At 42.4% G+C, this 20,955-nt stretch carries 22 protein-coding genes; 11 read left to right on the top strand and 11 right to left on the bottom strand.

The window, feature by feature from the left end; all coding sequences use genetic code 11:
* Positions 1-129 precede the first annotated feature (129 nt).
* The 7 genes from D6D85_RS00555 to D6D85_RS00525 all read left to right on the top strand — a co-directional run bounded on the left by D6D85_RS00555 (position 130) and on the right by D6D85_RS00525 (position 6,893).
* Positions 130-588, top strand: a complete 459-nt coding sequence (locus tag D6D85_RS00555; protein WP_125670088.1) for a hydrogenase maturation protease — start codon at positions 130-132, stop codon at positions 586-588.
* A gap of 199 nt (positions 589-787) precedes the next feature.
* Positions 788-1,054 carry a hypothetical protein gene (locus tag D6D85_RS00550; protein ID WP_125670087.1) on the top strand — a complete coding sequence of 89 codons (267 nt, stop codon included), beginning with the start codon at positions 788-790 and terminating at the stop codon, positions 1,052-1,054.
* Positions 1,055-1,087: 33 nt separating this feature from the next.
* Positions 1,088-1,609 (top strand): molybdopterin-guanine dinucleotide biosynthesis protein B, encoded by a 522-nt coding sequence (gene mobB / locus D6D85_RS00545; RefSeq protein ID WP_125670086.1) that lies wholly within the window; start codon positions 1,088-1,090, stop codon positions 1,607-1,609.
* Positions 1,606-2,451 carry a molybdenum cofactor guanylyltransferase gene (gene mobA / locus D6D85_RS00540; protein WP_125670085.1) on the top strand — a complete coding sequence of 282 codons (846 nt, stop codon included), beginning with the start codon at positions 1,606-1,608 and terminating at the stop codon, positions 2,449-2,451. The genes mobB and mobA overlap by 4 nt, the downstream gene beginning before the upstream one ends.
* 384 nt (positions 2,452-2,835) lie before the next feature.
* A complete protein-coding gene (locus tag D6D85_RS00535; protein WP_125670084.1) occupies positions 2,836-5,349 on the top strand; it encodes a molybdopterin-containing oxidoreductase family protein in 2,514 nt (837 codons plus the stop codon).
* Positions 5,349-6,197, top strand: coding sequence for a 4Fe-4S dicluster domain-containing protein (locus D6D85_RS00530; protein ID WP_125670083.1), 849 nt, complete (start codon positions 5,349-5,351; stop codon positions 6,195-6,197). The genes D6D85_RS00535 and D6D85_RS00530 overlap by 1 nt, the downstream gene beginning before the upstream one ends.
* Positions 6,198-6,893, top strand: coding sequence for a cytochrome b/b6 domain-containing protein (locus D6D85_RS00525; RefSeq protein ID WP_125670082.1), 696 nt, complete (start codon positions 6,198-6,200; stop codon positions 6,891-6,893).
* Between the two features lie 59 nt (positions 6,894-6,952).
* Here D6D85_RS00525 and D6D85_RS00520 read toward each other — a convergent pair whose 3' ends face one another.
* Positions 6,953-7,618 carry a hypothetical protein gene (locus D6D85_RS00520; protein WP_125670081.1) on the bottom strand — a complete coding sequence of 222 codons (666 nt, stop codon included), beginning with the start codon at positions 7,616-7,618 and terminating at the stop codon, positions 6,953-6,955.
* 117 nt (positions 7,619-7,735) lie between these two features.
* On the opposite strand from D6D85_RS00520, the gene D6D85_RS00515 reads away from it, so the two are divergent.
* Genes D6D85_RS00515 through D6D85_RS00505 form a run of 3 tightly spaced genes read left to right on the top strand, consistent with a single transcriptional unit; the run spans position 7,736 to position 11,501 of the window.
* Complete coding sequence (locus D6D85_RS00515; protein ID WP_337189951.1) at positions 7,736-9,100, top strand: DEAD/DEAH box helicase; 1,365 nt, start codon at positions 7,736-7,738, stop codon at positions 9,098-9,100.
* A complete protein-coding gene (locus tag D6D85_RS00510; protein ID WP_125670080.1) occupies positions 9,100-10,620 on the top strand; it encodes a DUF790 family protein in 1,521 nt (506 codons plus the stop codon). The genes D6D85_RS00515 and D6D85_RS00510 overlap by 1 nt, the downstream gene beginning before the upstream one ends.
* Before the next feature lie 41 nt (positions 10,621-10,661).
* Entirely contained in the window at positions 10,662-11,501 is an 840-nt protein-coding gene (locus D6D85_RS00505) for a hypothetical protein (RefSeq protein ID WP_125670079.1), read from the top strand.
* Here D6D85_RS00505 and D6D85_RS00500 read toward each other — a convergent pair whose 3' ends face one another.
* The 4 genes from D6D85_RS00500 to D6D85_RS00485 all read right to left on the bottom strand — a co-directional run bounded on the left by D6D85_RS00500 (position 11,502) and on the right by D6D85_RS00485 (position 14,717).
* Positions 11,502-11,765 (bottom strand): hypothetical protein, encoded by a 264-nt coding sequence (locus D6D85_RS00500; RefSeq protein WP_125670078.1) that lies wholly within the window; start codon positions 11,763-11,765, stop codon positions 11,502-11,504.
* Positions 11,766-11,872: 107 nt separating this feature from the next.
* Positions 11,873-13,045, bottom strand: coding sequence for a thiolase family protein (locus D6D85_RS00495; RefSeq protein ID WP_125670077.1), 1,173 nt, complete (start codon positions 13,043-13,045; stop codon positions 11,873-11,875).
* Positions 13,046-13,957, bottom strand: a complete 912-nt coding sequence (locus D6D85_RS00490; protein ID WP_125670076.1) for an electron transfer flavoprotein subunit alpha/FixB family protein — start codon at positions 13,955-13,957, stop codon at positions 13,046-13,048.
* Positions 13,958-13,961: 4 nt separating this feature from the next.
* Positions 13,962-14,717: an electron transfer flavoprotein subunit beta/FixA family protein gene (locus tag D6D85_RS00485; RefSeq protein WP_125670075.1), complete on the bottom strand. Its 756-nt coding sequence runs from the start codon at positions 14,715-14,717 to the stop codon at positions 13,962-13,964.
* A 206-nt stretch (positions 14,718-14,923) separates the two neighbouring features.
* Here D6D85_RS00485 and D6D85_RS00480 point away from each other — a divergent pair, with 206 nt between their 5' ends.
* Entirely contained in the window at positions 14,924-16,126 is a 1,203-nt protein-coding gene (locus D6D85_RS00480) for an acyl-CoA dehydrogenase family protein (RefSeq protein WP_125670074.1), read from the top strand.
* Here the strand turns inward: D6D85_RS00480 and D6D85_RS00475 are convergent.
* The 6 genes from D6D85_RS00475 to D6D85_RS00450 form a co-directional block, all read right to left on the bottom strand.
* Complete coding sequence (locus tag D6D85_RS00475) at positions 16,116-17,156, bottom strand: electron transfer flavoprotein subunit alpha/FixB family protein (protein ID WP_125670073.1); 1,041 nt, start codon at positions 17,154-17,156, stop codon at positions 16,116-16,118. The two genes, D6D85_RS00480 and D6D85_RS00475, sit on opposite strands and share 11 nt — an antisense overlap.
* Entirely contained in the window at positions 17,153-17,935 is a 783-nt protein-coding gene (locus tag D6D85_RS00470; RefSeq protein ID WP_125670072.1) for an electron transfer flavoprotein subunit beta/FixA family protein, read from the bottom strand. The genes D6D85_RS00475 and D6D85_RS00470 overlap by 4 nt, the downstream gene beginning before the upstream one ends.
* A 4-nt stretch (positions 17,936-17,939) precedes the next feature.
* On the bottom strand, positions 17,940-18,209 hold the full coding sequence (locus tag D6D85_RS00465) for a ferredoxin family protein (RefSeq protein WP_125670071.1): 270 nt from the start codon (positions 18,207-18,209) through the stop codon (positions 17,940-17,942).
* Positions 18,206-19,462: an FAD-dependent oxidoreductase gene (locus D6D85_RS00460; RefSeq protein WP_125670070.1), complete on the bottom strand. Its 1,257-nt coding sequence runs from the start codon at positions 19,460-19,462 to the stop codon at positions 18,206-18,208. The genes D6D85_RS00465 and D6D85_RS00460 overlap by 4 nt, the downstream gene beginning before the upstream one ends.
* A 71-nt stretch (positions 19,463-19,533) precedes the next feature.
* A complete protein-coding gene (locus tag D6D85_RS00455) occupies positions 19,534-20,304 on the bottom strand; it encodes an SDR family NAD(P)-dependent oxidoreductase (RefSeq protein ID WP_125670069.1) in 771 nt (256 codons plus the stop codon).
* 106 nt (positions 20,305-20,410) lie between these two features.
* A complete protein-coding gene (locus tag D6D85_RS00450) occupies positions 20,411-20,737 on the bottom strand; it encodes a DF family (seleno)protein (RefSeq protein WP_237558694.1) in 327 nt (108 codons plus the stop codon).
* Between the last annotated feature and the right edge of the window lie 218 nt (positions 20,738-20,955).

The following is a 20,955-nucleotide window of genomic DNA, read 5'->3' as shown; positions in this document are numbered from 1 at the left end:
CTTCAGGTGCAATATACTTCCCGACATGGGCTGAGATCTCAGTAACGGGCATGCTTGTAGCCCTTGAGGCCCTAGCTTTCACGCTTGCTGTGAAGTATCTGCCGATATTTCCGGAGATAAAAAGGGAACATGCCTGATATAGTTGTGCTGGGGATTGGAAATCAGTATGCTGGAAATGACAGTGCTGGGGTGATTGTAGCTAGGATGCTCAGGGAAAAACTACCTCCTTCTATAACTGTCATGGAGTGCTCATCCGCATTCGATGCTCTGATGAACTCCCCTGATTGCAGTGTAATGATAATAGTCGACTCCTTTCTGTCAGAAAATCCCGGCAGCCTTCTAATAGAGACTCGTGAGAGGAGAAATGAGGAATATGAGACATTTCAGATAGATCCGCATGATATCGATGTGGATAAGCTCCTGAATTTGCTTTGGTTCTTCAAGAAATCCCTTAAAAAGATATTATTCATCGGGATAGGAGTAAATGAAATAGATTTAGGCGAGAATATAGCTCCAGCTGTCTCCAATGGGATAGATGTGGCTGTTAGCTTGATAATGAACGAGATAAACAGGCTTAGCGGAAAGTAAAAATTTCTTTATTTTTTTAGACAGAATCTATACCTCTTAACTCTACTAATAAGTTTTAATTTTTTATATTATTTTTTCTGCTCCCGTAAAAAGCTTTCATCTTCTACACAAGTGTCCTTGTGCTATGAATTCTTTAGATTTTAGGACAAGCAAAAGGTTTTTATATCGCTTAGGCTGAAGTGAAAGCAAAGGAACAGGCTTGGCGATAAAAATGACCCCTCCAAGATCTGAATGTCCTGCCTCCTCCAAGCTTTACGGCTTGATGGGGAGCCAGGACATATCAGATGGAGGGGTGAATGACAGAATCTTATCTGGGCTATTTTCTTCTCTACACATTATATGCTACACGTTAAACCAAGAAGAGAGAGATTACTCTTTTCTATCTGGAGATAATAAGGACGAAGGTAAAATAGTAGCTGAAGATTGCTTTAAAGAAGTTATTTTACATCATCTAGACCTAAAATGAAACAGATCTTAAGGCTATTAGAAATAGATAAACATGTATGTAATAGCAATTACTGGTAGAAAAAAGAGTGGAAAAACGACGCTAATAGAGGAAATAGTAAGGAGACTTTCACCTCAAATCAGGATCGCAGTAATAAAACATATACATTATGGAGGAATAGAATTTGATACAAAAGGAACAGATACATGGAGAATAAAGCATGCAGGGGCGCCAGTAGTGGTAGGTGTGGCACCAGACGCGTTTTTCCTCAACGCGAGTATAAACAAACAAAGTCTAGAGCTCGCCTTAAACATTATAAAAATAGTTAACCCGGAAATCAAACTCATACTGCTTGAGGGTTTTTACTCACAAATAAAAGAGCAAAAAAATATAAAAAGAATCATAGTGGCAAGAAGCATAGAGGAAATAAATGAATTAATAAATGGTAAAAATAAACCATTAGCGATATTCTGTCCAAACTGCATTGATAAGGAAATAAATAAAATACCGATATATAATAACATAAACGATATAATAATAAAAATAGAAAAACTCGTAAAAGGTGAAGGACAATAGACATAGGAATAATAATACTGGCAGGCGGTTATGGCAAAAGATTTCAAACAGGAAAACAATGGAAAGACAAGCTACTCCAGCCAATTAACAAAAAACCAATGCTCCTAAATGTAGTCGACGTAGCATTACAAATATCACAGGATATAGTGGTAGCAACAAAACCAGAGCGAATCAATAAATATAAAAAAATAATAGATAAACAAATAAAAATAATATCAGATGATCCACCAATAAAAGATTCTATGTTATTAGCAGGAGTTAATGCAGGAATACAACACCTACAAAATGAATATATATTAATCATAGCAGGAGATATGCCTTTCATAAGACCAGAAGTAATAAAAATTCTAATTGACAATGCACACCAGAATGACGTAACAGCGCCAATACACCCGGATGGGATAACAGAACCGCTTTTAGCAATCTATAAGCACGGACATATACAAAAAAGCATAAAAACAATATTAAAAAAAGAACAGATAAGGGCAACGGATCTCATAAGAAGTGCGTATAAAATAAGGTTCATACCAACTGATGAGATAAGAAAAGTGGATCCAGAATTGAGATCTCTAATAAGTATAAATAAACCAAAAGAAATGCAAAAACAAATATTAAGGCAAATGTTAAATAATGCTAAAGTTTATAGTATAACATTCAAGGATCTGCATCCGTATTGGGAAGCGTTGAATGCCTACCTAAATCGTTTCTACCAGCATGCGGCTCTATTATTCACGGAAGAGGCAAAAGTGTACAGGAAATATGGGATAACACACCTAGAACTACATGCTTTAAATGATGCGCTAAATGTTTATAAGAAATTAAACTATGAAAATTTTATATGAAAAATAATTAATGCATGCAGATCGGTTTAAGATCAAAGTACCCCTGGTAAAAATAATATGTGTAGAAACAGCCACTAGCCATATCTAATGCTGGAGAATCTCCTAATTCATGATTAATTCTCGGATAAGGATCTTCTTGGGAGTGGTTTCATCCACTATCATGACTGTTCCGATAAATTTGGCCTGAACTAGTATAAATGCTTTAAGGACATTTATCGCTGATACCTCAAGACTAGGAGAGTATTATCATTATTGTGCCGTAACAATCCTTATAGGGCTGTTATTCTCTCAAAAGCCCCATTTAGATGAAAGAGGGAAGGAGATATCTAAGCGCAAATTTTTTATATTTTTCCTTTTTTCCATGTAGAGGGTGGGAAGGGATATATGAAGCAAAGAATCTCTAGAAGGGATTTCTTAAAAACAACAGCTTTTGCTTCTCTGGCGATAGGTAATCTGGCTTTAAACGATAATCTCATCTGGTCAATTAATAATAGATCAAGAAACAATGAAACAATAACTGAAAATGCAGTCCAATATAATGAAACTAGATTTAGTGCATGCACGATATGCGTTCAATTTTGCCCGATAAAAGTTCGTATTCCATCCGATAAATCCATGCCGATAATAGTAGAACATAATCCGGCCCCTGGAGCAGAGAAATATTTTGCAGCATGTGGAAGACCAAGAGTATTATTTGAAATGCCAAACCATCCTGATAGGATCAGAACACCATTAATTAGAGAAGGAGGTAGAGGAGATGGAAAATTTAGAAGTACAACATGGGATGAGGCTCTTGACTACGTGGCCGAGAACTTGAAGAAATATATTGATAAACCTGAACAAATCGCTGTATTTGCTCATGAAGGTTATGAAGCAGGACTCATAAAGGAATTTTTTAAAGGAGTTATAGGTACACCTAATATTACTGATCATGCTGATACGTGTATGGCAGGTAATGCACAAGGTAAAAGATTCCTTTTCGGCACACCTATAGGGCCTGGTGGACTTTATTCGGATTGTTTGAATGCATGCTTAATTGTATTAATGGGTAGAGATCCTATCAGTGGTATGGTTTCCACACCATGGGCAAAAAGTCTCTCAGCCGGTAAAGGTGCTAGAATCATAGCTTTTGATATAAAGCGCCCAAGAATTGCTGATCTGGCTGATGAATATATATTGGTAGCACCTGGTACTGACTTAGCTGTAGTACTAGCATTCATGAATGTTATAATAAATGAAAATCTGTATAACTCAAACTTTCTTATAACTTATACAAATGCCCCTATGTTAATATATACTGATACTATGGAACCTGTTAAATTATCAGATCATCCGATATATTCGGGTAAAAAGACTTACCTTGTTTACGATAGAAAGGATGGAAAATATAAATTTAAAACTGATGCCCTCGATCCCCAGTTAGAATATTCAGGGGAGTATGAAGGTAGGCCTGTTAAGACTGTTTTTACATTGTTAAAGGAAAGCGTTGAGAAATATACTCCTAAGTGGGCAGAGGAAATCAGTGGTGTACCAGAAGAGAAAATAAAGGAAGTAGCCAGGCTTCTTGCAGCTTATGCACCACAAGCTTTTATACCTCATGGATACAAGGGTGCTCGCTACAGAAACGAAGGCATGTTTTACAGAGTAGCTGGAATAGTTAATGCGTTAATAGGATCATATGGAGCTAAAGGTGGTATAGTATGGCCTAGAAAGGCAAGTATTCCATCACCATTAACAATTATGAATGTAAAAACAGTTAAACCAAGTGCAAAATCGATTGTTGAGTATTGGCAGAAAGAAGGGTATCCGCTAGCATTAGATGGCACGGCAAGCATGCTTTTCATAAAATCTATTTTAGAAGAAAAACCATATCCAATAAAAGCTGGTATAATCTATAATCAAAATCTTGTATCACATATACAGGGTTCCAGCAAGGCTGAAGAGGCATTGAAAAAATTGGAGTTTTCTGTGATGTTTGATGTAATGTGGAATGAAACTGCACCATTTGTAGATGTGATATTACCATTACCCTTCTTCTTTGAATACACACCTCCTACATTAGTTCAGGCTGCCCAAACAAACATTGCACAAATTTCACTTCCCATGAAGGTTCTTGACCCTCCATCAGGCGTTGACGTTAGAACACCAGGGCAGATCCTATATGAGCTTGCGAGAAGATTAAAGCCGGAAGTTGCTGATAGCCTCAAGATAATCGCAGAAAATCCAGAAATTATCCAAAGAAATCAGGCTGAAAAACTTAAAATTGACTTTGACGAGCTCAAAACAAGGGGCGTGGTCGCACTCTATACGGAACCGCTTTATAAAGTACCGATACCATTTGCCACGGTCACCGGTGAAATTGAACTAATAAATATTGATATGCTATCTAAGTTCAAGGATCAGCTTAATAAACCAAGTGTAGTGAATCCATTGCCGTGCTGGGTACCACCATATTATATGGAAGATGGTAAACTGGGTGACGATGAATTTGTTGCAGTAGATACCTTCTCTCCGTTTATCACGCCAAACGCATTTATTCGTGACTCTAATCTAATAAGCCAAACTATGAAATGGGAAAGAATGGATGGCGTCTATATTAATTATAACAGGGGTGTAAAACTGGGATTAAAAGATGGAGATTATGTAATTATCGAAAGTTTAGAGACAGGAGCAAAAATTAGAGCTAAGGTATATCTATCTAATGAAGTACATCCACATGCTATTACTGGCATACACGGACTGAATCCGGGCTCGTATGAGAGAGGCGATGTTAAATTTACGTACATGACCAAAACCGGTATAAATACAAATCTCCTAGCACCATTCAAGATCGTTGAATACGAAGGGCGTGCTGCTCAATGTGATTTAAAGGTAAGAGTTAGAAGGGAGGTGGCGTGATGACCCGCTTAGCCATGGTTATTGATTTAAATAAATGCGTTAGATGTTATGCATGCGTCTATGCATGTATACGTGAAAATATTTTAAGGTATGGTGATGGGAAAATATTTTATCCTCCGGTAGAGAATGTAATTTATTATTCTAGAACTAGACCTTTTAGTGTCTATGACGATAATGGGAATGCCATAGAAACTGTTTTAGCACAATGCGAGCACTGTGAGGATCCGCCATGCGTAGAAGTTTGTCCAACAGGAGCATCATATATTAGTAAAGATGGGGTAGTGTTATTAGATAGCAACAAATGTATTCAATGTGGTCTATGCATCGTTGCATGTCCATATGGAGCAAGAACAAGGTTAACAGCGAATTTTGACGGCGAACCACTTCATGATTATGCAATAAAGGTAGGAATACCTGATAAATGTACGTTCTGCTATCATAGAAAAACTGACGATAATTCGTTGTGGACTCCTGCATGCGTAGAGGCATGTGCATTTAATGCAAGAATGTTCGGCGATCTAGACAATCCTCAAGATCCAATTAATGAAATTCTTAACTCAAAGAAGTATGTGGTGCCGAAAATTGATTTCGGAACCAGACCTAAAGTATTCTATGTGACGAATAAACCTCTCGCCCTTGAGAAATACCCAGTACGCAAACCTTTACAGGAGATTCTCAATTTCGGTATCTGGAGCTATGTAAAGAAGAAGATCATGGAGCCGATAGTTCTAGTTGGAACCTCTCTGGCTGTTATATTAGGGGCAATACACATTGTGAGAGAGCATGCACGTGAGAAAAGGGAAAAGGAGGAGGTTCAAGAAGAAGTGGAAAAGGAGGAGGTGAATTAAATGAGTGAGGAGAAGAAAGAAATTAGTGAAGAGACGAAGGAAGTGACTGAGGAGAAGAAAGTAGTGAGATGGGATAGAGCAACAAGAATTACACACTGGCTTTTCATAATAGGTGTAACAGCCGGATTGCTCTCTGGATTACCAGTCTTTGATGGAAGAATTTTCGGAATATTATTTAATTTGATTGGAGGGGTTAATAATCGCATCATATTGCATTATTATGTTACAACAATAACACTTGGAGCAGCAGTACCATTGGTAATATATAAATTAATATATCTTATTAGGCAGGGTGATATGCTTTTAAAACGTGGAGAGGAGTGGTTACCATCCAGCGATGACATAAAGAAGTCGGTATTGATAGCCCTTGCATGGTTTGGAATACGCAAAGAGAAGCCTCTAATAGAATTCCATCATCCTCTAGAGAAATTTGCAGTACTTGGGCTTCATCTTGGATTAATATTGCTTGGCATATCAGGTATACCAATGGCTTTCTTTAATGTAGAGGAATATAAACCTTTATTGCTTGTTATTCATGACACTGGTTTTCTATTAGTTTCAATAATAGTATTAGGTCATGTGATGCTGGCTATAAATCCAGTAAACTGGGAAACACTAAAAGCAATGCTGATTAATGGCAAAGTATCTGTAATATGGGCAAAAAAGCATCATCCGGGATGGAAAATTGAGGAATAAATTTTTTATTACCCTATCCTTTTTATTTTTAGTTAGAGGATTAGGCGAGAGAGTAGCTGTTATCTAGGTCTTGCTGTGATTTTCCCCATTATAACTTCTATGTTCTTCTCCCTTCCAATTCTCCTGATCTCAACAGCAACATCTCTTGGAGCTGTTAGCACCACAAGGATCTTTCTAGGGCTCTTTTTATACTTTTCTTCTGCCAATTTGGCTTTCCTCAGCAGTTTATCCACCTCCTCCACGCTCTCAGCATAGCTTGTTATCTCTCCAACTATCAGAGGATCATCTAAAAACATGTCTATCTCCTCCCCATCTATCTCAGCTCTAACAAGCTCCTTATCCTTTCCTATCTCTCCAAGCTTCCTCAGCTGCTTTGTTAAGAACTTTCTAACAAATTCCTCGAATGTAACTCCGGCAAACCTGCTCAGTTGGCTGAATCCGTAGAGCATGGATCCTCTCAAAGACTCATATGTCCTCTTCATCCTTCTTTGTTCCTTCTTTATCTCACTAATTTCACTCAGCATCTTGTTGAAGTCCTCCCTAAGCTTCTTCTGCTCCTCCTCTATTACAGCAATGCGCTCCAGCATCTTGTTGAAGTCCTCCCTAAGCTTCTCAATATTGCCCAAAATCTCAGTACTGAGGGCTATATTAAGTTTTTCAGCCAGCTTTCTGGCAAGATAGGGCTTTTCCTCGAGCTCTTTTATGAGACTTTCCACCAAGGACATCTTATCCACCCTTTTTTAGAGCTTCTCTAATTAAACCTTCTCACTACCATTTTTAGGATCTCATTAATTTAAATTTAATTGATACTATGGCAGCTACGCTGTAAAAAGGAATTAAAATTGACAGGGATTAGAATCTCAATGAAGCTTGAGTACGATAGAGGGACGCTTGTGATAAGGGGTCAGTATGCAGTGCCCTACTCCACATGGGATGACAGAATATCAGCTTTCAGAGCGCCTGCTTTCAGGTACAGGGATATAGTGGAGTTTTTGAGGAGAAACTTGGTGGATTTCAGCGATTATGTGATAAATCCCCCTCCTAGGGAGGAGTTCAAAAGTATTCCAGTTCCTTTAAGGGAATATCAGGAAGAGGCACTGAACTCCTGGCTTTCCTCTGGAATGAGAGGAGTTATAGTTCTTCCCACTGGGGCCGGAAAGACCCTTATTGCCCTGAAGGCAATGGAGAAGCTGGGAGTGAGCACTCTGGTTGTAGTTCCCACGATACCCCTGATGAGGCAGTGGAGCAGTGAGATAGAGGAAAAGCTCGGTGTGTCCACGGGATTGATGGGAGGAGGGGAAAAGGATGTGAGATTCGTCACTGTTGCCACGTATGATTCCGCTTATCTCAATGCTGAGGTGCTGGGAGATAAGTTCATGCTTGCTGTTTTCGATGAAGTTCACCACCTTGCTGCCGAGGGCTACTCCCACATAGGGGAGATGCTCGCAGCACCATACAGGCTTGGCCTGACTGCCACTTTTGAGAGGGAGGACGGAAGGCACTTCCTGCTTCCAATGCTTGTTGGAGGCATAGTGTACAGCATAAGCCCGAGGGAGCTTGCGGGAAAGCATCTAGCTGAGTATGAGATAGTCAGAATCTCAGTTGACCTTTCGGAAGAGGAGAAGAGGGAGTACAAGAGTGCAGTAGAGGAGTACAAGAGAGGTCTCTCATCAATAGGTCTGGAGATAAGATCGCCTGATGACTTCAGGCAACTGGTGAAAATGAGCGCTACAAGCAGGGCTGCAAGGGATGCCCTTCTTGCATGGAATAAGGCAAGAAGGATAGCTATAAACTCTGAATCCAAGTTAAAAGCGCTTGAAAATTTGCTGTCAGCACATAAAAAGGATAAAGTGATAATATTTACCGAGTTCAACGACATGGCGAAGGAGATAAGCAGGAGGTATTTGATACCCCTCATAACCCACAGAACTCCTGAGAAGGAAAGAAATGAGATACTTCAGAACTTCAGGGATGGAATATACACAAAGATAGTCACATCAAAGGTTCTGAACGAGGGGATAGATGTGCCCGATGCAAGAGTTGCGATAATACTTGGAGGAACAGGAAGCAGGAGGGAGTTTGTGCAGAGATTGGGGAGAGTTTTGAGGAAGAGAGCGGGAAAGAGGGCAGTCATATATGAGGTTGTGTCAAAGGGGACAAAGGAGGTCTCGATATCCTATAGAAGAAGGAGAGGTGTGAACAACTGATGCTTCCCCTTCAGCTTTTGAGGGCAAGAAGATCCGGGAGAAAGCTGATCCTGAAGTTCTGTTCTGGAAGGGATATTGAGCTTGAGCTGGCAGAGGAGCTTATCTCTGTTTTCAGGAAACATGTGGGCAGGAAAGTTGGGGAACTGGAGAGGGAACTTGAGGATATCGAGGAGAGATATGAGGGAATGGGAGTTGATTTCAAGCTTGTCAGGGGATTATCAACCCTTTTGGAGAGAAAATGCGATGTAGAAACAAAGGAAACTAAGGTAAAGCCGGATCAGATAAGAAGGATTGTATTTGAGAGGGCAGCCAAGCTTGGAGGTTTTGTTATAGATGAGAGGGAGGAAGTTCTGAAAGCGGCAGCAGAGGAGCTTAAAATTGATCCTTCTGGGATAGAGGAACTTATGTGGGCTGATTGGGATGAGAACAAGGAGATAAAGAGTTTTAATGAGCCCACTGCAGCTGATCTGCTGAGGGAGTACAATCAATCCCTGCTTCAAACAGCTCTTTTCCGGGCTATAAGGATGGAGCTATTTGTGAGAGGAGGATCTGGGAAGATAAAGCTGTTGATAAGGGATATAAAGGCAAAGGGCCTCATGTATTATGCGGAGAGCCTGAAGAATGGGATAAGATTTTTGATAGATGGTCCAGCTTCTGTTCTCAAGCTCACTACAAGATATGGGACTTCTCTGGCAAAACTTGTCCCTACAATAATCTCAATGGACTCCTGGAGGATAGTAGCTGATATCAGGATGAGAAAACCCCTGATTCTGGATCTATCCGACTCTTTAAGGGATCTATTCCCAGCTCACGAGATAACCACTGTGGAGTATGACAGCTCACTTGAGAGGCAGTTCCATGAAATAGCGGCATCATCCGGATGGGAGGTGATAAGAGAGCCATATCCAATTGTTTCAGGAGGTTCTGTCTTCTTCCCAGATTTTCTGATAAAAAAGGGTGATGTGAAGCTACTGGTGGAGATAATAGGCTTCTGGACACATGATTACATAAAGAAGAAATTGCAGAAGATGAAACAAGTTTCGGATAAAATGCTCCTCTTGGTGGACAGGAACCTAAGTTGCAGCAGGTTTTTTGAGGAGCTGGGGGATGTGCTCTATTTTGATGGGAAGATAAAGTACGCAGAGCTTGCAAAAAAGTTATCTGAAGTGGAGAAGATGATGAGAAAGGAAGCAGAAGTTCTTCCATTGGATATTGGCGATATATCATCACTTGATGAGATATCCTCAAGGCTGGGATTTGAGAAATCTGTTCTGATAGAGAAGTTGAGGAAAAAGGTTCCGGCAGGGTATATATTCACGGGAAATCTTCTGCTAAAAGAGAACATTCTGAAAGAGGTAAAAAGCGTAATAGAAAGCTGTGAGAGGAGGGATCTCAGATCTATATCGGATCTCCTATCTGAAAAAGGGATACCGGAGAGATATCACACAGCCTTGATAGAGGCAGCTGGGTTCAAGGTGATCTTCAGGGGACTTGATGAAAGCAAGGCGGAGGTCATATAGTTTGACAAATATTAATAAGCTTCCAGATCCCCCATATATGGATGAGCTCAGCAAGGGAGGCATCTTCGGAGGATTTTCCGATAATATCCAGGCTTAAATGTCCCAAATGGGAGAGAATTCCCAGAGATGGCAGAACGCTGAGGTGCCTGACTGTTAGCAATAAGGAGAGCTACTTGGCATACCTTGATGTAGTCAAATCATCCGGGGGAAAAGTTCTTCTCTCATCCGATGGAAAGGGTTTTTTGGAAGTTGTTCCTGAGATGAGAAGAAGCAGAATGGGCAATTTCGCTTTTTTAGTGGATTTTAACTTTGATGATAAGCAGACTAGGGATGCTCTGCTGATGGAAGCGAGGAAGGAATTTCCAGGCATCCCTCTTGACTGTCTGGCAAGGGAGGACACAGCTGGATATATGATTTCAGCTGGGTTCAGGGAGGTCGAAAGATTGATAAGAGTTGTTGCACAGACAAGGCCATCCTCCCTTCAGTATGGAGAGAAGGTGCTGGAAGGAGGGGATCTTCCGCAGAATTTCGTCATGACAGCAGGGCAGCAGGGACCCTCAGGATTCATCTGGAATCTCTCTTGGAGAAGGGATAGGATAGGTTTTCCGGAGGCTATAGGGAGGAGAATAAAAGTAGGAGCTGAGGAGATGCTCCTGATAATAAACTCAACAAAGGACGGCAGGGAAGCAGATCTTTTCCTGTGGACAAAACCAGATGCTGGAGCTGGAGAGGTATTTGGAGCAATAGAAGCTGCCATGAGGATATCCTGGGAGAAAGGGATAGAGAGGCTCAGATGCCTTATTTTCAGGGATTTACTGGATGTGTTTATGGCATCTGGATTTCAGATAATAGGAAAAAAAGTATGGATGAGGCTTGTTTGATCAGATCTGGTATGCTTCAGCGTAGATCTTCTTCCCCTCTTCAGCAGCTTTTTCGCTCTCATATACATACATGTAAGCTCCTTCCTCTCCTTCCTCCACTACAACTATAACAGGAAGCTCTTTTCCCTTTTCAAGAACAGTCCCAACGTATATCACGAGGGGAGGAAGATCTACATCAAATATTCTCTTGTATTCCACGACTCTTAGGTCCTCAAATCCTGTAGGAGGACTGGGGAAACCGGTCCAATAGATGACCCTCGCCATCCCTGTCACCAAGATTTTACGGCGGAAAACTAATATAAACACTTGCAAGCATTTGTCGAACTTCTTCTCAGCAATTTGCTGTCGCCTGACGAGCCATTTTCAAAAAATTATATAAGCTCAACAGCGATGGAATGAGCCCCTCCTCCACCATGGCATATAGTAGCTATTCCCCTCTTTCCTCCCCTCTTCTTCAGGGCATTCAGCAGAGTTACGAGAATTCTAGCCCCGCTCGCACCAAGCGGATGGCCCAGTGCAACAGCTCCTCCGAACACATTTATCTTATCCTCTGGAATCTCGAGGGCCTTCATAACAGCAAGAGTAGCAAGGGAGAAGGCTTCATTGTGCTCGAATAGATCAAAGTCTGAGATCCTCATCCCGAGCTTTCTAAGAAGATCTTTAACGGATGGAATAGGTGCTTCTATAAAGTCCTTTGAGTCCACAGCAGCAGAGCTGTACCCTATTATCCTAGCTATCGGCTTTAAACCCCTCTCTTTTGCAAACTCCTCATCTGCAACAACCAATGCAGCTGCTCCATCGCTTAGCTGAGATGCATTTGCAGCTGTTATTATCCCATCCGGCCTGAAGACAGGCTTTAGCTTTGATATCTTCTCTATAGATGTATCAGGCCTTATTCCTTCATCTTTATCGTATTTCACTCCATCTACCTCAACTTCAACTATCTCGTCCCTGAAATATCCCTTTTCCGTGGCCTCTGATGCGAGTTTATGGCTCCTTACGGCAAATCTATCTGCTTCCTCTCTTGTTATTCCAAACTTCTTTGCAGTGAGCTCTGCCTCCTCTCCCATGAACATCCCTGTGTGGGGATCGGTGAGCCCATCGTATACCATTAGATCAACAACCTTCTCCCCCGCATAGGAGAATTTCACACCCCATCTCCATTTTGAGCTGAGCATATATGGGGCATTGCTCATGCTCTCCATTCCACCTGCAACTATCACCTTAGCTTCACCCAGCTTGATTATCGATGCTGCTAGAGAGACAGCTCTGAGACCGGAAGCACACACCTTTGATATAGTGAAGCCCGGAACCCTCCACGGTATCCCAGCCTTGACAGCGGCTTGTCTGGCCGGGTTCATCCCTATTCCAGCTTGAATTACATTTCCCATTATCACCTCATCCACTTCTTCTGGACTCACTCCTGATCTGTTTAGAGCTGCTTTTATGGCTATTGAGGCCAGATCTGGAGCAGATATGTCCTTGAATATTCCTCCAAATTTTCCTATTGGAGTTCTGGCGAATCCAACTATAACTGCTGTCAATCAACCACCTCTTCTCCTCTTTATTGCTGCAGCAAGGGCGGGAAGGAACTCATATAAATCTTGATTAATGCAGTAATCTGCGGATTTGAATATCGGAGCATTGGGATCTGTGTTTACAGCTACTATGACCTTTGAGTCTGTTATGCCTGCTACGTGCTGCTGCTGGCCTGATATGCCAACAGCTATGTAAAGATCAGGTTTTATAGAGACACCAGACATTCCTATCCATCTCTCCTCAGGCATCCACTTTAGATCTGCTGCTAGAGGCCTGCTGGATCCAACAGCAGCCCCTATAAGCTCAGCAAGGTCATAGGCAAGCTTCAAGTCATCCTTGGATTTAAAGCCCATTCCACAGCCTATAACTATTCTAGCCTTGTCCAGAGCAGCTCCTGATATTTTCTTCTCCCTCCTCTCCAGTATTTTGATTTTCCTGCTCACATCAATTTCCTCAACCTCAGCTTCTCCTTCTCCTGGCTTAGCCTGCTCAAATTTCCTAGGCTTTATCCCTATGGCAACAGGAAGTTCAGAGTGCTCAAGGGATACAGCTTTTCCGCCCAGCGTCACTCTGGAGAACAAGATTTTTCCCTCCCTGTTTTCAGCTGATATGACATCCATTATGGCTCCAAAACCCATTCTCTGGGAAACTCTTGCGGCAACAGTCCTGCCGAACTTGTCTGAAGCTGTTGCTAGGTAATCATATCCCTTAAACACAGTTGATATAGCATCCACAGCCGCATCCTCATCGATATCCCTGAGAAGGAAGACTTTTTTCACGCCTCTCCTCCCATACTCTGCGGCCTTTGATCTGTCGCCGAAGGCAATCGAGTCCATCTCATCCACACCTATATACTTCAGAAAGGAGATAACTTCAAAGGCAAGATCATCGCTTGAGGCAAACAAAAGGGCTCTCATAAAATCACCTCAAAAGCACACCCTCCTTTATGAGGAGGTCAAGAAGATTCTCTGCTGCCTCATTTGGGCTTCCTTCTACTTTAATCATCTTTCTTTCTATTTTTCTAGGCCTTATCTCAACCAACTTTACCCTTCCCTCATCAACTACACCCAGATCGGAGAGAGATAGGGTTTTCATGGGAAGCTTTGATGCACTTAACACTTGGGAAAGCGAAGGTATCCTTGGCTTGTTTATCTCTTGAGTTACGGATATGACAGCCGGTAGATCAAGCAAAACATCCTCCTCATATCCCTCCATAGATTTAGTGAGGATTATGTCGCCATCTCTGAAAGAGACCCTGCTCACAAATCCAATAAACTTGTAGGATAATTCCTCCGCAACTCTTGGACCGATCTGACCGGAGAAATTATCTATACTGCCTTCTCCTGCTATAACCAGATCAAAAGAACCCTTTTTTATGGCAGCAGCTAAGGCCTTAGCTACTAGGAAGGAATCAGCGCTAAACAACTTTTCATCGACTATCAAGGTGGCTTCATCCCCTCCCATTGCCAAAAGCTTTTTAGCAGCTTTTTGAATGTCCTTAAGCCTCATCTGCATAGGACCCCATGTTAGAGCCATGAAAAGACCAACCTTTCCGCCAAATCTCTCCTTTAACTGAACAGCCAACTCCATGGCGTTGTTGTCTATGTCGCTCACCTTTGTAATAGCCTCTTCTATTCTCGCACCTCTCTCATCTACTGATAACTCTGTGGTATCCACAGAGAGCTTGGCAAGAACCGCTACATTCAGCTGAAATCACCCTGCGAATTTCGAAAGGAAAATTTAAAAATTTTATCTAAAAGTCAAAAGGGTTTCAAATAGTTTATGAATTTATTGTTTAGAAATAATGTCCTCATGGTACTATATTCGCACACACAGGGCAAAAATTTTTATTTTTTCTCTCGGAGCTTTGAGAGGTGTTCAAAATGGTGGACTTTTCCTTCTCGGATGAGGAGCAGATATTGAGAGATAATGTGAGGGATCTTCTTTCTGAAGTACTTGCACCGAGATCTGATGAAATAGACAGAAAATGTAGTATTCCAAGGGATGTCATAATGGCTTTAGCTGAGAACAAGCTTCTTTTGATGAACATGAAGCCGGAATTCGGTGGTAGTGGTGCCACAAATGTGATGACAGCTATAGTAGTTGAGGAACTGGCTAGAGCAGATCCAAGCGTTGCAACAGCTGTCTTCTATCTGGTGGAAGCAGCTTGGGGGAAAAAGCTGGAGAAATACGGGAATAAAGAGGTGGCAAAAGAGGTCCTGACGAGGGCGGCAAAAGGAGAGGGATTTGTTGGAATAGCCTCTACAGAACCTCAAAGCGGAAGCGATGTCGCTGGGTTCAGGACAATTTCCAAGAAGGAGAATGATCACTGGATAATAAACGGAGAGAAAGCCTATATAAGCGGGATAAAGGAGGCAAAGGAGGTTGATGGCGGATATGTTCTCCTGACAATGACCAAACCAGAGGAGAGAAGCAGAGGAATGACTGTATTTTACCTGCCTGTGAATTCACCGGGCATAACGTATGGCTTCTATGAGGACATGGGAAGGTGCGGAATAAGCACCGGATGGCTGAAGCTGAAGGATGTGAAGCTTCCCGATGAGTACAGGATAGGGGAGGTGAACAAGGGATTTAAGATAGCTATGGAGGGATTTGATAGAGCAAGAGTTTTCGTTGCAGCTGGATGCATAGGGCCTGCTCTTGGTCTTCTGGATTATGTAGTGGACTATCTGAAGAAAAGAGTTGTTTTTGGGAAACCTTTAGCAAAATTTGAGGGAATACAGTTCCCAATTGTGGACCATTGGGCTAAACTTGAGGCCATAAGACTTCTTGTTTACAAAGCAGCATGGGCAATGGATAAGTTTGATGCAGGAGAGATGAGCTTGTTGGAGGCAGCAAGGTACTCTGCCATGGCAAAAGCTTTAGCTCCTGAGGAATCAGTTCTGGCAATACAGGAGTTCATGAGGTCCTTGGGTGCATTCGGCTACACAAAGGAAACCCCTCTTGAAAGAGCATTAAGAGGTGTGATGAGCTACTTTGTTGGGGCTGAAGGAGGACAGCACATAATGAGGATAATATTGGCATCAGATCTGTTCGGGCGGGAGTTCTCCCCAACTAAGGACTGATTTCTTTCTCCTTTTTCCTCTTTCTTATCTCCTCGATGAGAAGTGGTACTATCTCCCTGTAGTTCCCGACCACACCGTAGTCAGCGTTATCAAATATGGGTGCCCCCGGATCTATGTTTATCGCAACAACTCTCTTCGCCTCTCTTATGCCAAATACATGCTGGGCTGCTCCGCTTATTCCAACAGCTATGTAGAGTTTCGGCTTTACGCTTATACCAGTCTGGCCAACCTGCTTCTCATGTGGTATCCATCCTGCATCCACAGCCTTTCTGGACCCAGCTATTACTCCACCAAGCTCTCTTGCTAGCTCCTCCAGCATCTTAAAGCCATCAGCAGAGCCCAACCCCCTTCCTCCTGATACTATTATCTCAGCTTTCTCCAGAGGTATCTCCTCTTTCTTCACTCTTTTTGATTCGACAAGTCTTATTCCCGGATCAGGAACTTCAAAGAAAACTTTCTCCTCTATTATTTCACCTTTTCTTTTCTCATCTCTCGGAGGAGCCTCAAAGACATTCGGCCTTGCTGTAGCTATCTGCGGTCTTCTGTTCGGGGTCCTTATTCTGGCCAGCATTAAAGCTCCAAATGGGGGCCTTATCTGTATGAGATCCCCGTTTTCCACATCAAAAGCTGTGCAATCAGCAGTTATTCCAGTTCTCAGGGAGTTGGCTACATAAGGAGCCATCTCCCTACCCCTCATTGTGCCCGCTATGAATATCACCTCTGGCTTGTATTTCCTCGCCAGCTCCACCAATGCCTGCCCATGAACTCTGGAGTAGAATGGATAAAACCTGCTGTCATCCAAGAGGATTACCTTATCAGCTCCGTAGTATATGGGCTCGTTCGCCAGATGCCTTATATTATGCCCTATCATAACTCCTGCTAGATATGTTCCAAGCTTTTCAGCTATATTTCTCCCAACACTGAGCATCTGGATGCTTGCTTCCTTTATCGATCCCTCATCCGTCTCTATATAGACCCAAACTCCCTTGTAATCCTCCTTTTTCACGGGTTCCCATTCCTTGCAGCTCATATCAGACCCTCCTGCGATAGCTTCTCAACAAGCCACTTTACTGCTTCTCTGCTATCTCCCTTGAACACCTCTCCCTTTCTTGGGACTTTTGGAACTAGATCTATCCTTGATACAGTTGTAGGAGATCCCTTGAGACCGATACACTCCTCATCAAGCCTTAGAATGCTGTTGTTCCAAACCTCCACGCCCACTTTTTTGGCTCTTATCTTCCCGTATATGTTCACATATCTCGGCTTGTTTGCTCTCATGGCAGTGGCTATAAGGGCCGGTATATTCACATCATAGAGCTCTATTGCATCCTCTAAATGTCTTCTCACCCTAAGGTGTCCATTCACATAACTTATTTCATCTACATAGTATATATAGGGTATTCCAAGCCAAGAAGCTATCTGAGCTCCTATGTGAGCTGTTGAGCTGTCTATGGTCTCCTGACCTGTGAATATGAGGTCATACCCTATCCTCTCTATGGCCTTAGATAGAGTATAGGATGTGGCCAGCGTATCTGCCCCTGCAAAGGCTTTATCGGAGATTAGAACTGCTCTATCAGCACCCATACCGATTGCATGCTCAAGGCCGAGCTTTGCATGAGGCGGAGCCATGGATAACACCACAACCTCCCCTCCATATCTGTCCTTGAATTCTAGGGCCATCTCCAATGCATTTAGGTCATGCGGATTTATGACAGATGGTATCCCCTCCCTGATGAGCGTCCCCGTCTTCGGGTCTATGTTGACAGATGTTGTGTTCGGGACCCACTTGATGCAGACCACGATCTTCATATGGTCACCCGAACCTGTAATGAATCCCCTTTCCGCTCACTGGATAGTTCCACTCTATTGCCCCTTCTGGGCATATTAGCCTGCATGTTCCGCATTCAAGACATCCTTCATGGCTGAACATCACCTTCTCATCCATCAGCGTGTAACATCTAGCTGGACAGAGCAGAAGGCATGGTCTAGAGTTGCATTTTGAGCATTTCTCCTGATCCACCTTTATATGGGGCTTCTCATCCACATCATAGACATTGCTCTGAAGAAGTTCCTCTATCCTCATAACGACCTCACCACCTTTAATGCATCCAAAATAAATCTGAAAAATCCTCCCTTGACTTTTTTAACGTTATCAAGAAGCTTTTCTGACTCATACTCTATATGAAACATCCTCTTCACAATCCCAGTTACAGCATCAGGGAACTCTGTGAATATTCTTGGATCGGAGAAAATCCTCTCAGTTCCCCTGAACTTCTCTATCTGCTTGTAGACAAAACTTTCTTTCAGCATTTTCTCGTAAACAGATAGATTTTCAGCCGTCATTCCGCCGGAGGAATGGGCTTTTTCTATTGCCTTCGCTGCCAAATATCCTGAGTAAGCCGCTAAGTCAACTCCTCTTATTGTATAGCCTAGATCAAGAAGCATTCCTGCTGCATCTCCAACCACAACAAACCCATCCCCATAAAGCCTTGGAATGAGTTTATAGGATGCCTGTGGAACTAGATGAGCTGAGTACTCAACTAAGCTCCCCCCCTTGAGGTAATCCTTTAGATAGGGACTTTCTCTCATTCTCTCAACAATTTCATAGGCATATTCCTTTATCATTTTAATAGCTCCGCCCAAGTTTATCACTATGCCAAGGCTCACGGAATCCTGATTTGTGTAGAGAAATCCTCCTCCCGGAATTCCCTTGGTTACATCCCCCATCATAAGCCATGCCATGCCCGATGTCTCATCTAGGCCGAACCTATCCTCCACATCCTTCTTTGATAGCTTTATGACCTCCTTTATCCCAAGAGCCACGTTTTCCGGCTTTGGTTTCTCAATAAATCCAGCCCTCTCCAGAAGAAGCCTGTTTATCCCCTCTGCATCGACCACCACATCGGAGTACACTTTATCCCCGCCTGCAACTATTCCCTTCACCTTTCCATCCTCTACCAAGAGGTTGTCCACTGTTATCTCGGTGACGATAGTGGCACCTGCTTCCTCCGCCTTTCCGGCCATCCACTCAGCCATTTTTGATAGATAAGCAGTAAAACTGGTGGTCTTCTCGTGCTGGAATTCCAATGTCAGACATCCATCCGCGACAAGGGATATCCTTTCCTTTTTTACCCATCTCTGTACAGGGGCTTTCTCTATATCTGGATAGATTTCCTTTAGGGGACTTATGTATATTCTGCCTCCGAACACATTTTTAGACCCGGCGACCTTTCCTCTTTCCACTAGTAGAACGTTGAAGCCGCTTTTTGCAAGGACATAAGCGGATGTGGATCCAGCAGGGCCTGCTCCTATCACTATGGAATCGAACTTCTGCAATTATATCACCGAGCTCTCATGAGCTTGTTATTAAAAATTTTTCCGTTAAAAATAAAAAAATGAGGGTTGAGTCATTTAGCAGTGTAGCCAAAATCAATCACCAAAGTGGTTCCAGTGACATTCCTAGATTCATCTGATATCAGGTATAAAACTGCATATGCCTGATCCTCTGGATCTATCAAGCGTCCAAACTGGAGGGATGCAATAGCCTTCTTACCCTCTTCTATGCTCATCCCGCTCTTTATTATGTAATCCTCAACCATCTTTGTCCAAGTGAAACCTGGGCAAACAGCATTCACCCTGATGTTATCCTTGGCGTATATCGTTGCATCATTTTTTGTCATTGCTATTACAGCACCCTTTGAGGCATGATAGGGCGGAACATCAGCATTGCCTATTAGTCCATATATCGATGCTATATTCACTATGCTACCACCACCAGCTTCCTTCATGTAGGGTATTGCATGTTTTGTACAGAAGAAAACACCCTTAACGTTGACTGCCATCACCTTATCCCACTCCTCCTCGGTAATCTCATGTGTTGGCTTGTTAGCTCCCGCGATTCCAGCATTGTTCACCAGACCATCGATCTTGCCGAAGTCTTTTGCAATCTGGGCAAAGGTCTCCTTTACTTCATTTTCCTTGGTAACGTCCATGTGATAATATTTAGCTATACCTCCCTGCTCCTTTATTTCCTCCTCAAGTTTTCTTCCATCCTCGTCTAAAATATCTGTTATCGCTACCTTTGCTCCTTCCTTGGCTAGAAGTCTGCAGATAGCAGCTCCTATCCCCCTCGCTCCTCCAGTAACTATAACCACCTTCCCCTCGGCTCTCCCCGGCATTTCAACCACACCTCTCAAGGCCCTTTTAAGGGCCTAATATTTTCAAGGGATCTTAAATATAATCTTTTTCTTTTTTTTGATTTATTAAAAATTAAAGTTAATATTGTTAACAGCCACCTTTCAAAATTCTCCTCAGCCCCTCCTTTATCATCTCCTTCGGAGGATATTGATAGATGGAGCCGGCCCATCTGTACACTCTTGTGCATGATGCTGTGTATTCCCCTGTGTCCCTGAACTCAGGGTCTATATCAACCCCGTTCACTCTTATAGTTGGAGTTCCTATGATTTTATAACTTCTGGCTTCTATTTCATCTGCAATGAATATCTCCTCAACATCCGCCTTAAGTCCGAGTTCCTCAAGAGCTCTTCTCAATTCATCTAGTGCAAGATCTTTAGTCGGGCATTCCGATGTGTAAAAGAGCTGTATCCTCATACTTTAATATTGCACTGAGGTGATTTTTAACCATTACCACAAGTTTCTTCATGGCATTCTCAAGTGTATAACTTCAATATATTAAACATCACTTTCTTCCTATTTTTAGCAGAAAAGTTAATCTATGCCAAGGTATTTTTTAACCATATCATAGTAGTTCTCCTTGCTCCCCCACCTCTGTATGAATGCGTCCATTATGTCGTAACCGGCTTTCTCTT

Source organism: Candidatus Methanodesulfokora washburnensis, assembly GCF_003947435.1.
In the GTDB taxonomy this organism is placed as follows: Archaea; Korarchaeota; Korarchaeia; order Korarchaeales; family Korarchaeaceae; genus Methanodesulfokora; species Methanodesulfokora washburnensis.
This window is presented reverse-complemented; position numbering and strand designations above follow the sequence as displayed.

What these genes read in the sequence shown, in the direction of transcription:
- D6D85_RS00555 (WP_125670088.1), top strand. Translation starts at nt 130, where the DNA reads ATGCCTGATATAGTTGTGCTGGGGATTGGAAATCAGTATGCTGGAAAT.
- mobB (WP_125670086.1), top strand. Translation starts at nt 1,088, where the DNA reads ATGTATGTAATAGCAATTACTGGTAGAAAAAAGAGTGGAAAAACGACG.
- D6D85_RS00535 (WP_125670084.1), top strand. Translation starts at nt 2,836, where the DNA reads ATGAAGCAAAGAATCTCTAGAAGGGATTTCTTAAAAACAACAGCTTTT.
- D6D85_RS00530 (WP_125670083.1), top strand. Translation starts at nt 5,349, where the DNA reads ATGACCCGCTTAGCCATGGTTATTGATTTAAATAAATGCGTTAGATGT.
- D6D85_RS00525 (WP_125670082.1), top strand. Translation starts at nt 6,198, where the DNA reads ATGAGTGAGGAGAAGAAAGAAATTAGTGAAGAGACGAAGGAAGTGACT.
- D6D85_RS00520 (WP_125670081.1), bottom strand. Translation starts at nt 7,618, where the DNA reads ATGTCCTTGGTGGAAAGTCTCATAAAAGAGCTCGAGGAAAAGCCCTAT.
- D6D85_RS00510 (WP_125670080.1), top strand. Translation starts at nt 9,100, where the DNA reads ATGCTTCCCCTTCAGCTTTTGAGGGCAAGAAGATCCGGGAGAAAGCTG.
- D6D85_RS00505 (WP_125670079.1), top strand. Translation starts at nt 10,662, where the DNA reads ATGAGCTCAGCAAGGGAGGCATCTTCGGAGGATTTTCCGATAATATCC.
- D6D85_RS00500 (WP_125670078.1), bottom strand. Translation starts at nt 11,765, where the DNA reads ATGGCGAGGGTCATCTATTGGACCGGTTTCCCCAGTCCTCCTACAGGA.
- D6D85_RS00490 (WP_125670076.1), bottom strand. Translation starts at nt 13,957, where the DNA reads ATGAGAGCCCTTTTGTTTGCCTCAAGCGATGATCTTGCCTTTGAAGTT.
- D6D85_RS00480 (WP_125670074.1), top strand. Translation starts at nt 14,924, where the DNA reads ATGGTGGACTTTTCCTTCTCGGATGAGGAGCAGATATTGAGAGATAAT.
- D6D85_RS00475 (WP_125670073.1), bottom strand. Translation starts at nt 17,156, where the DNA reads ATGAGCTGCAAGGAATGGGAACCCGTGAAAAAGGAGGATTACAAGGGA.
- D6D85_RS00470 (WP_125670072.1), bottom strand. Translation starts at nt 17,935, where the DNA reads ATGAAGATCGTGGTCTGCATCAAGTGGGTCCCGAACACAACATCTGTC.
- D6D85_RS00465 (WP_125670071.1), bottom strand. Translation starts at nt 18,209, where the DNA reads ATGAGGATAGAGGAACTTCTTCAGAGCAATGTCTATGATGTGGATGAG.
- D6D85_RS00455 (WP_125670069.1), bottom strand. Translation starts at nt 20,304, where the DNA reads ATGCCGGGGAGAGCCGAGGGGAAGGTGGTTATAGTTACTGGAGGAGCG.
- D6D85_RS00450 (WP_237558694.1), bottom strand. Translation starts at nt 20,737, where the DNA reads ATGAGGATACAGCTCTTTTACACATCGGAATGCCCGACTAAAGATCTT.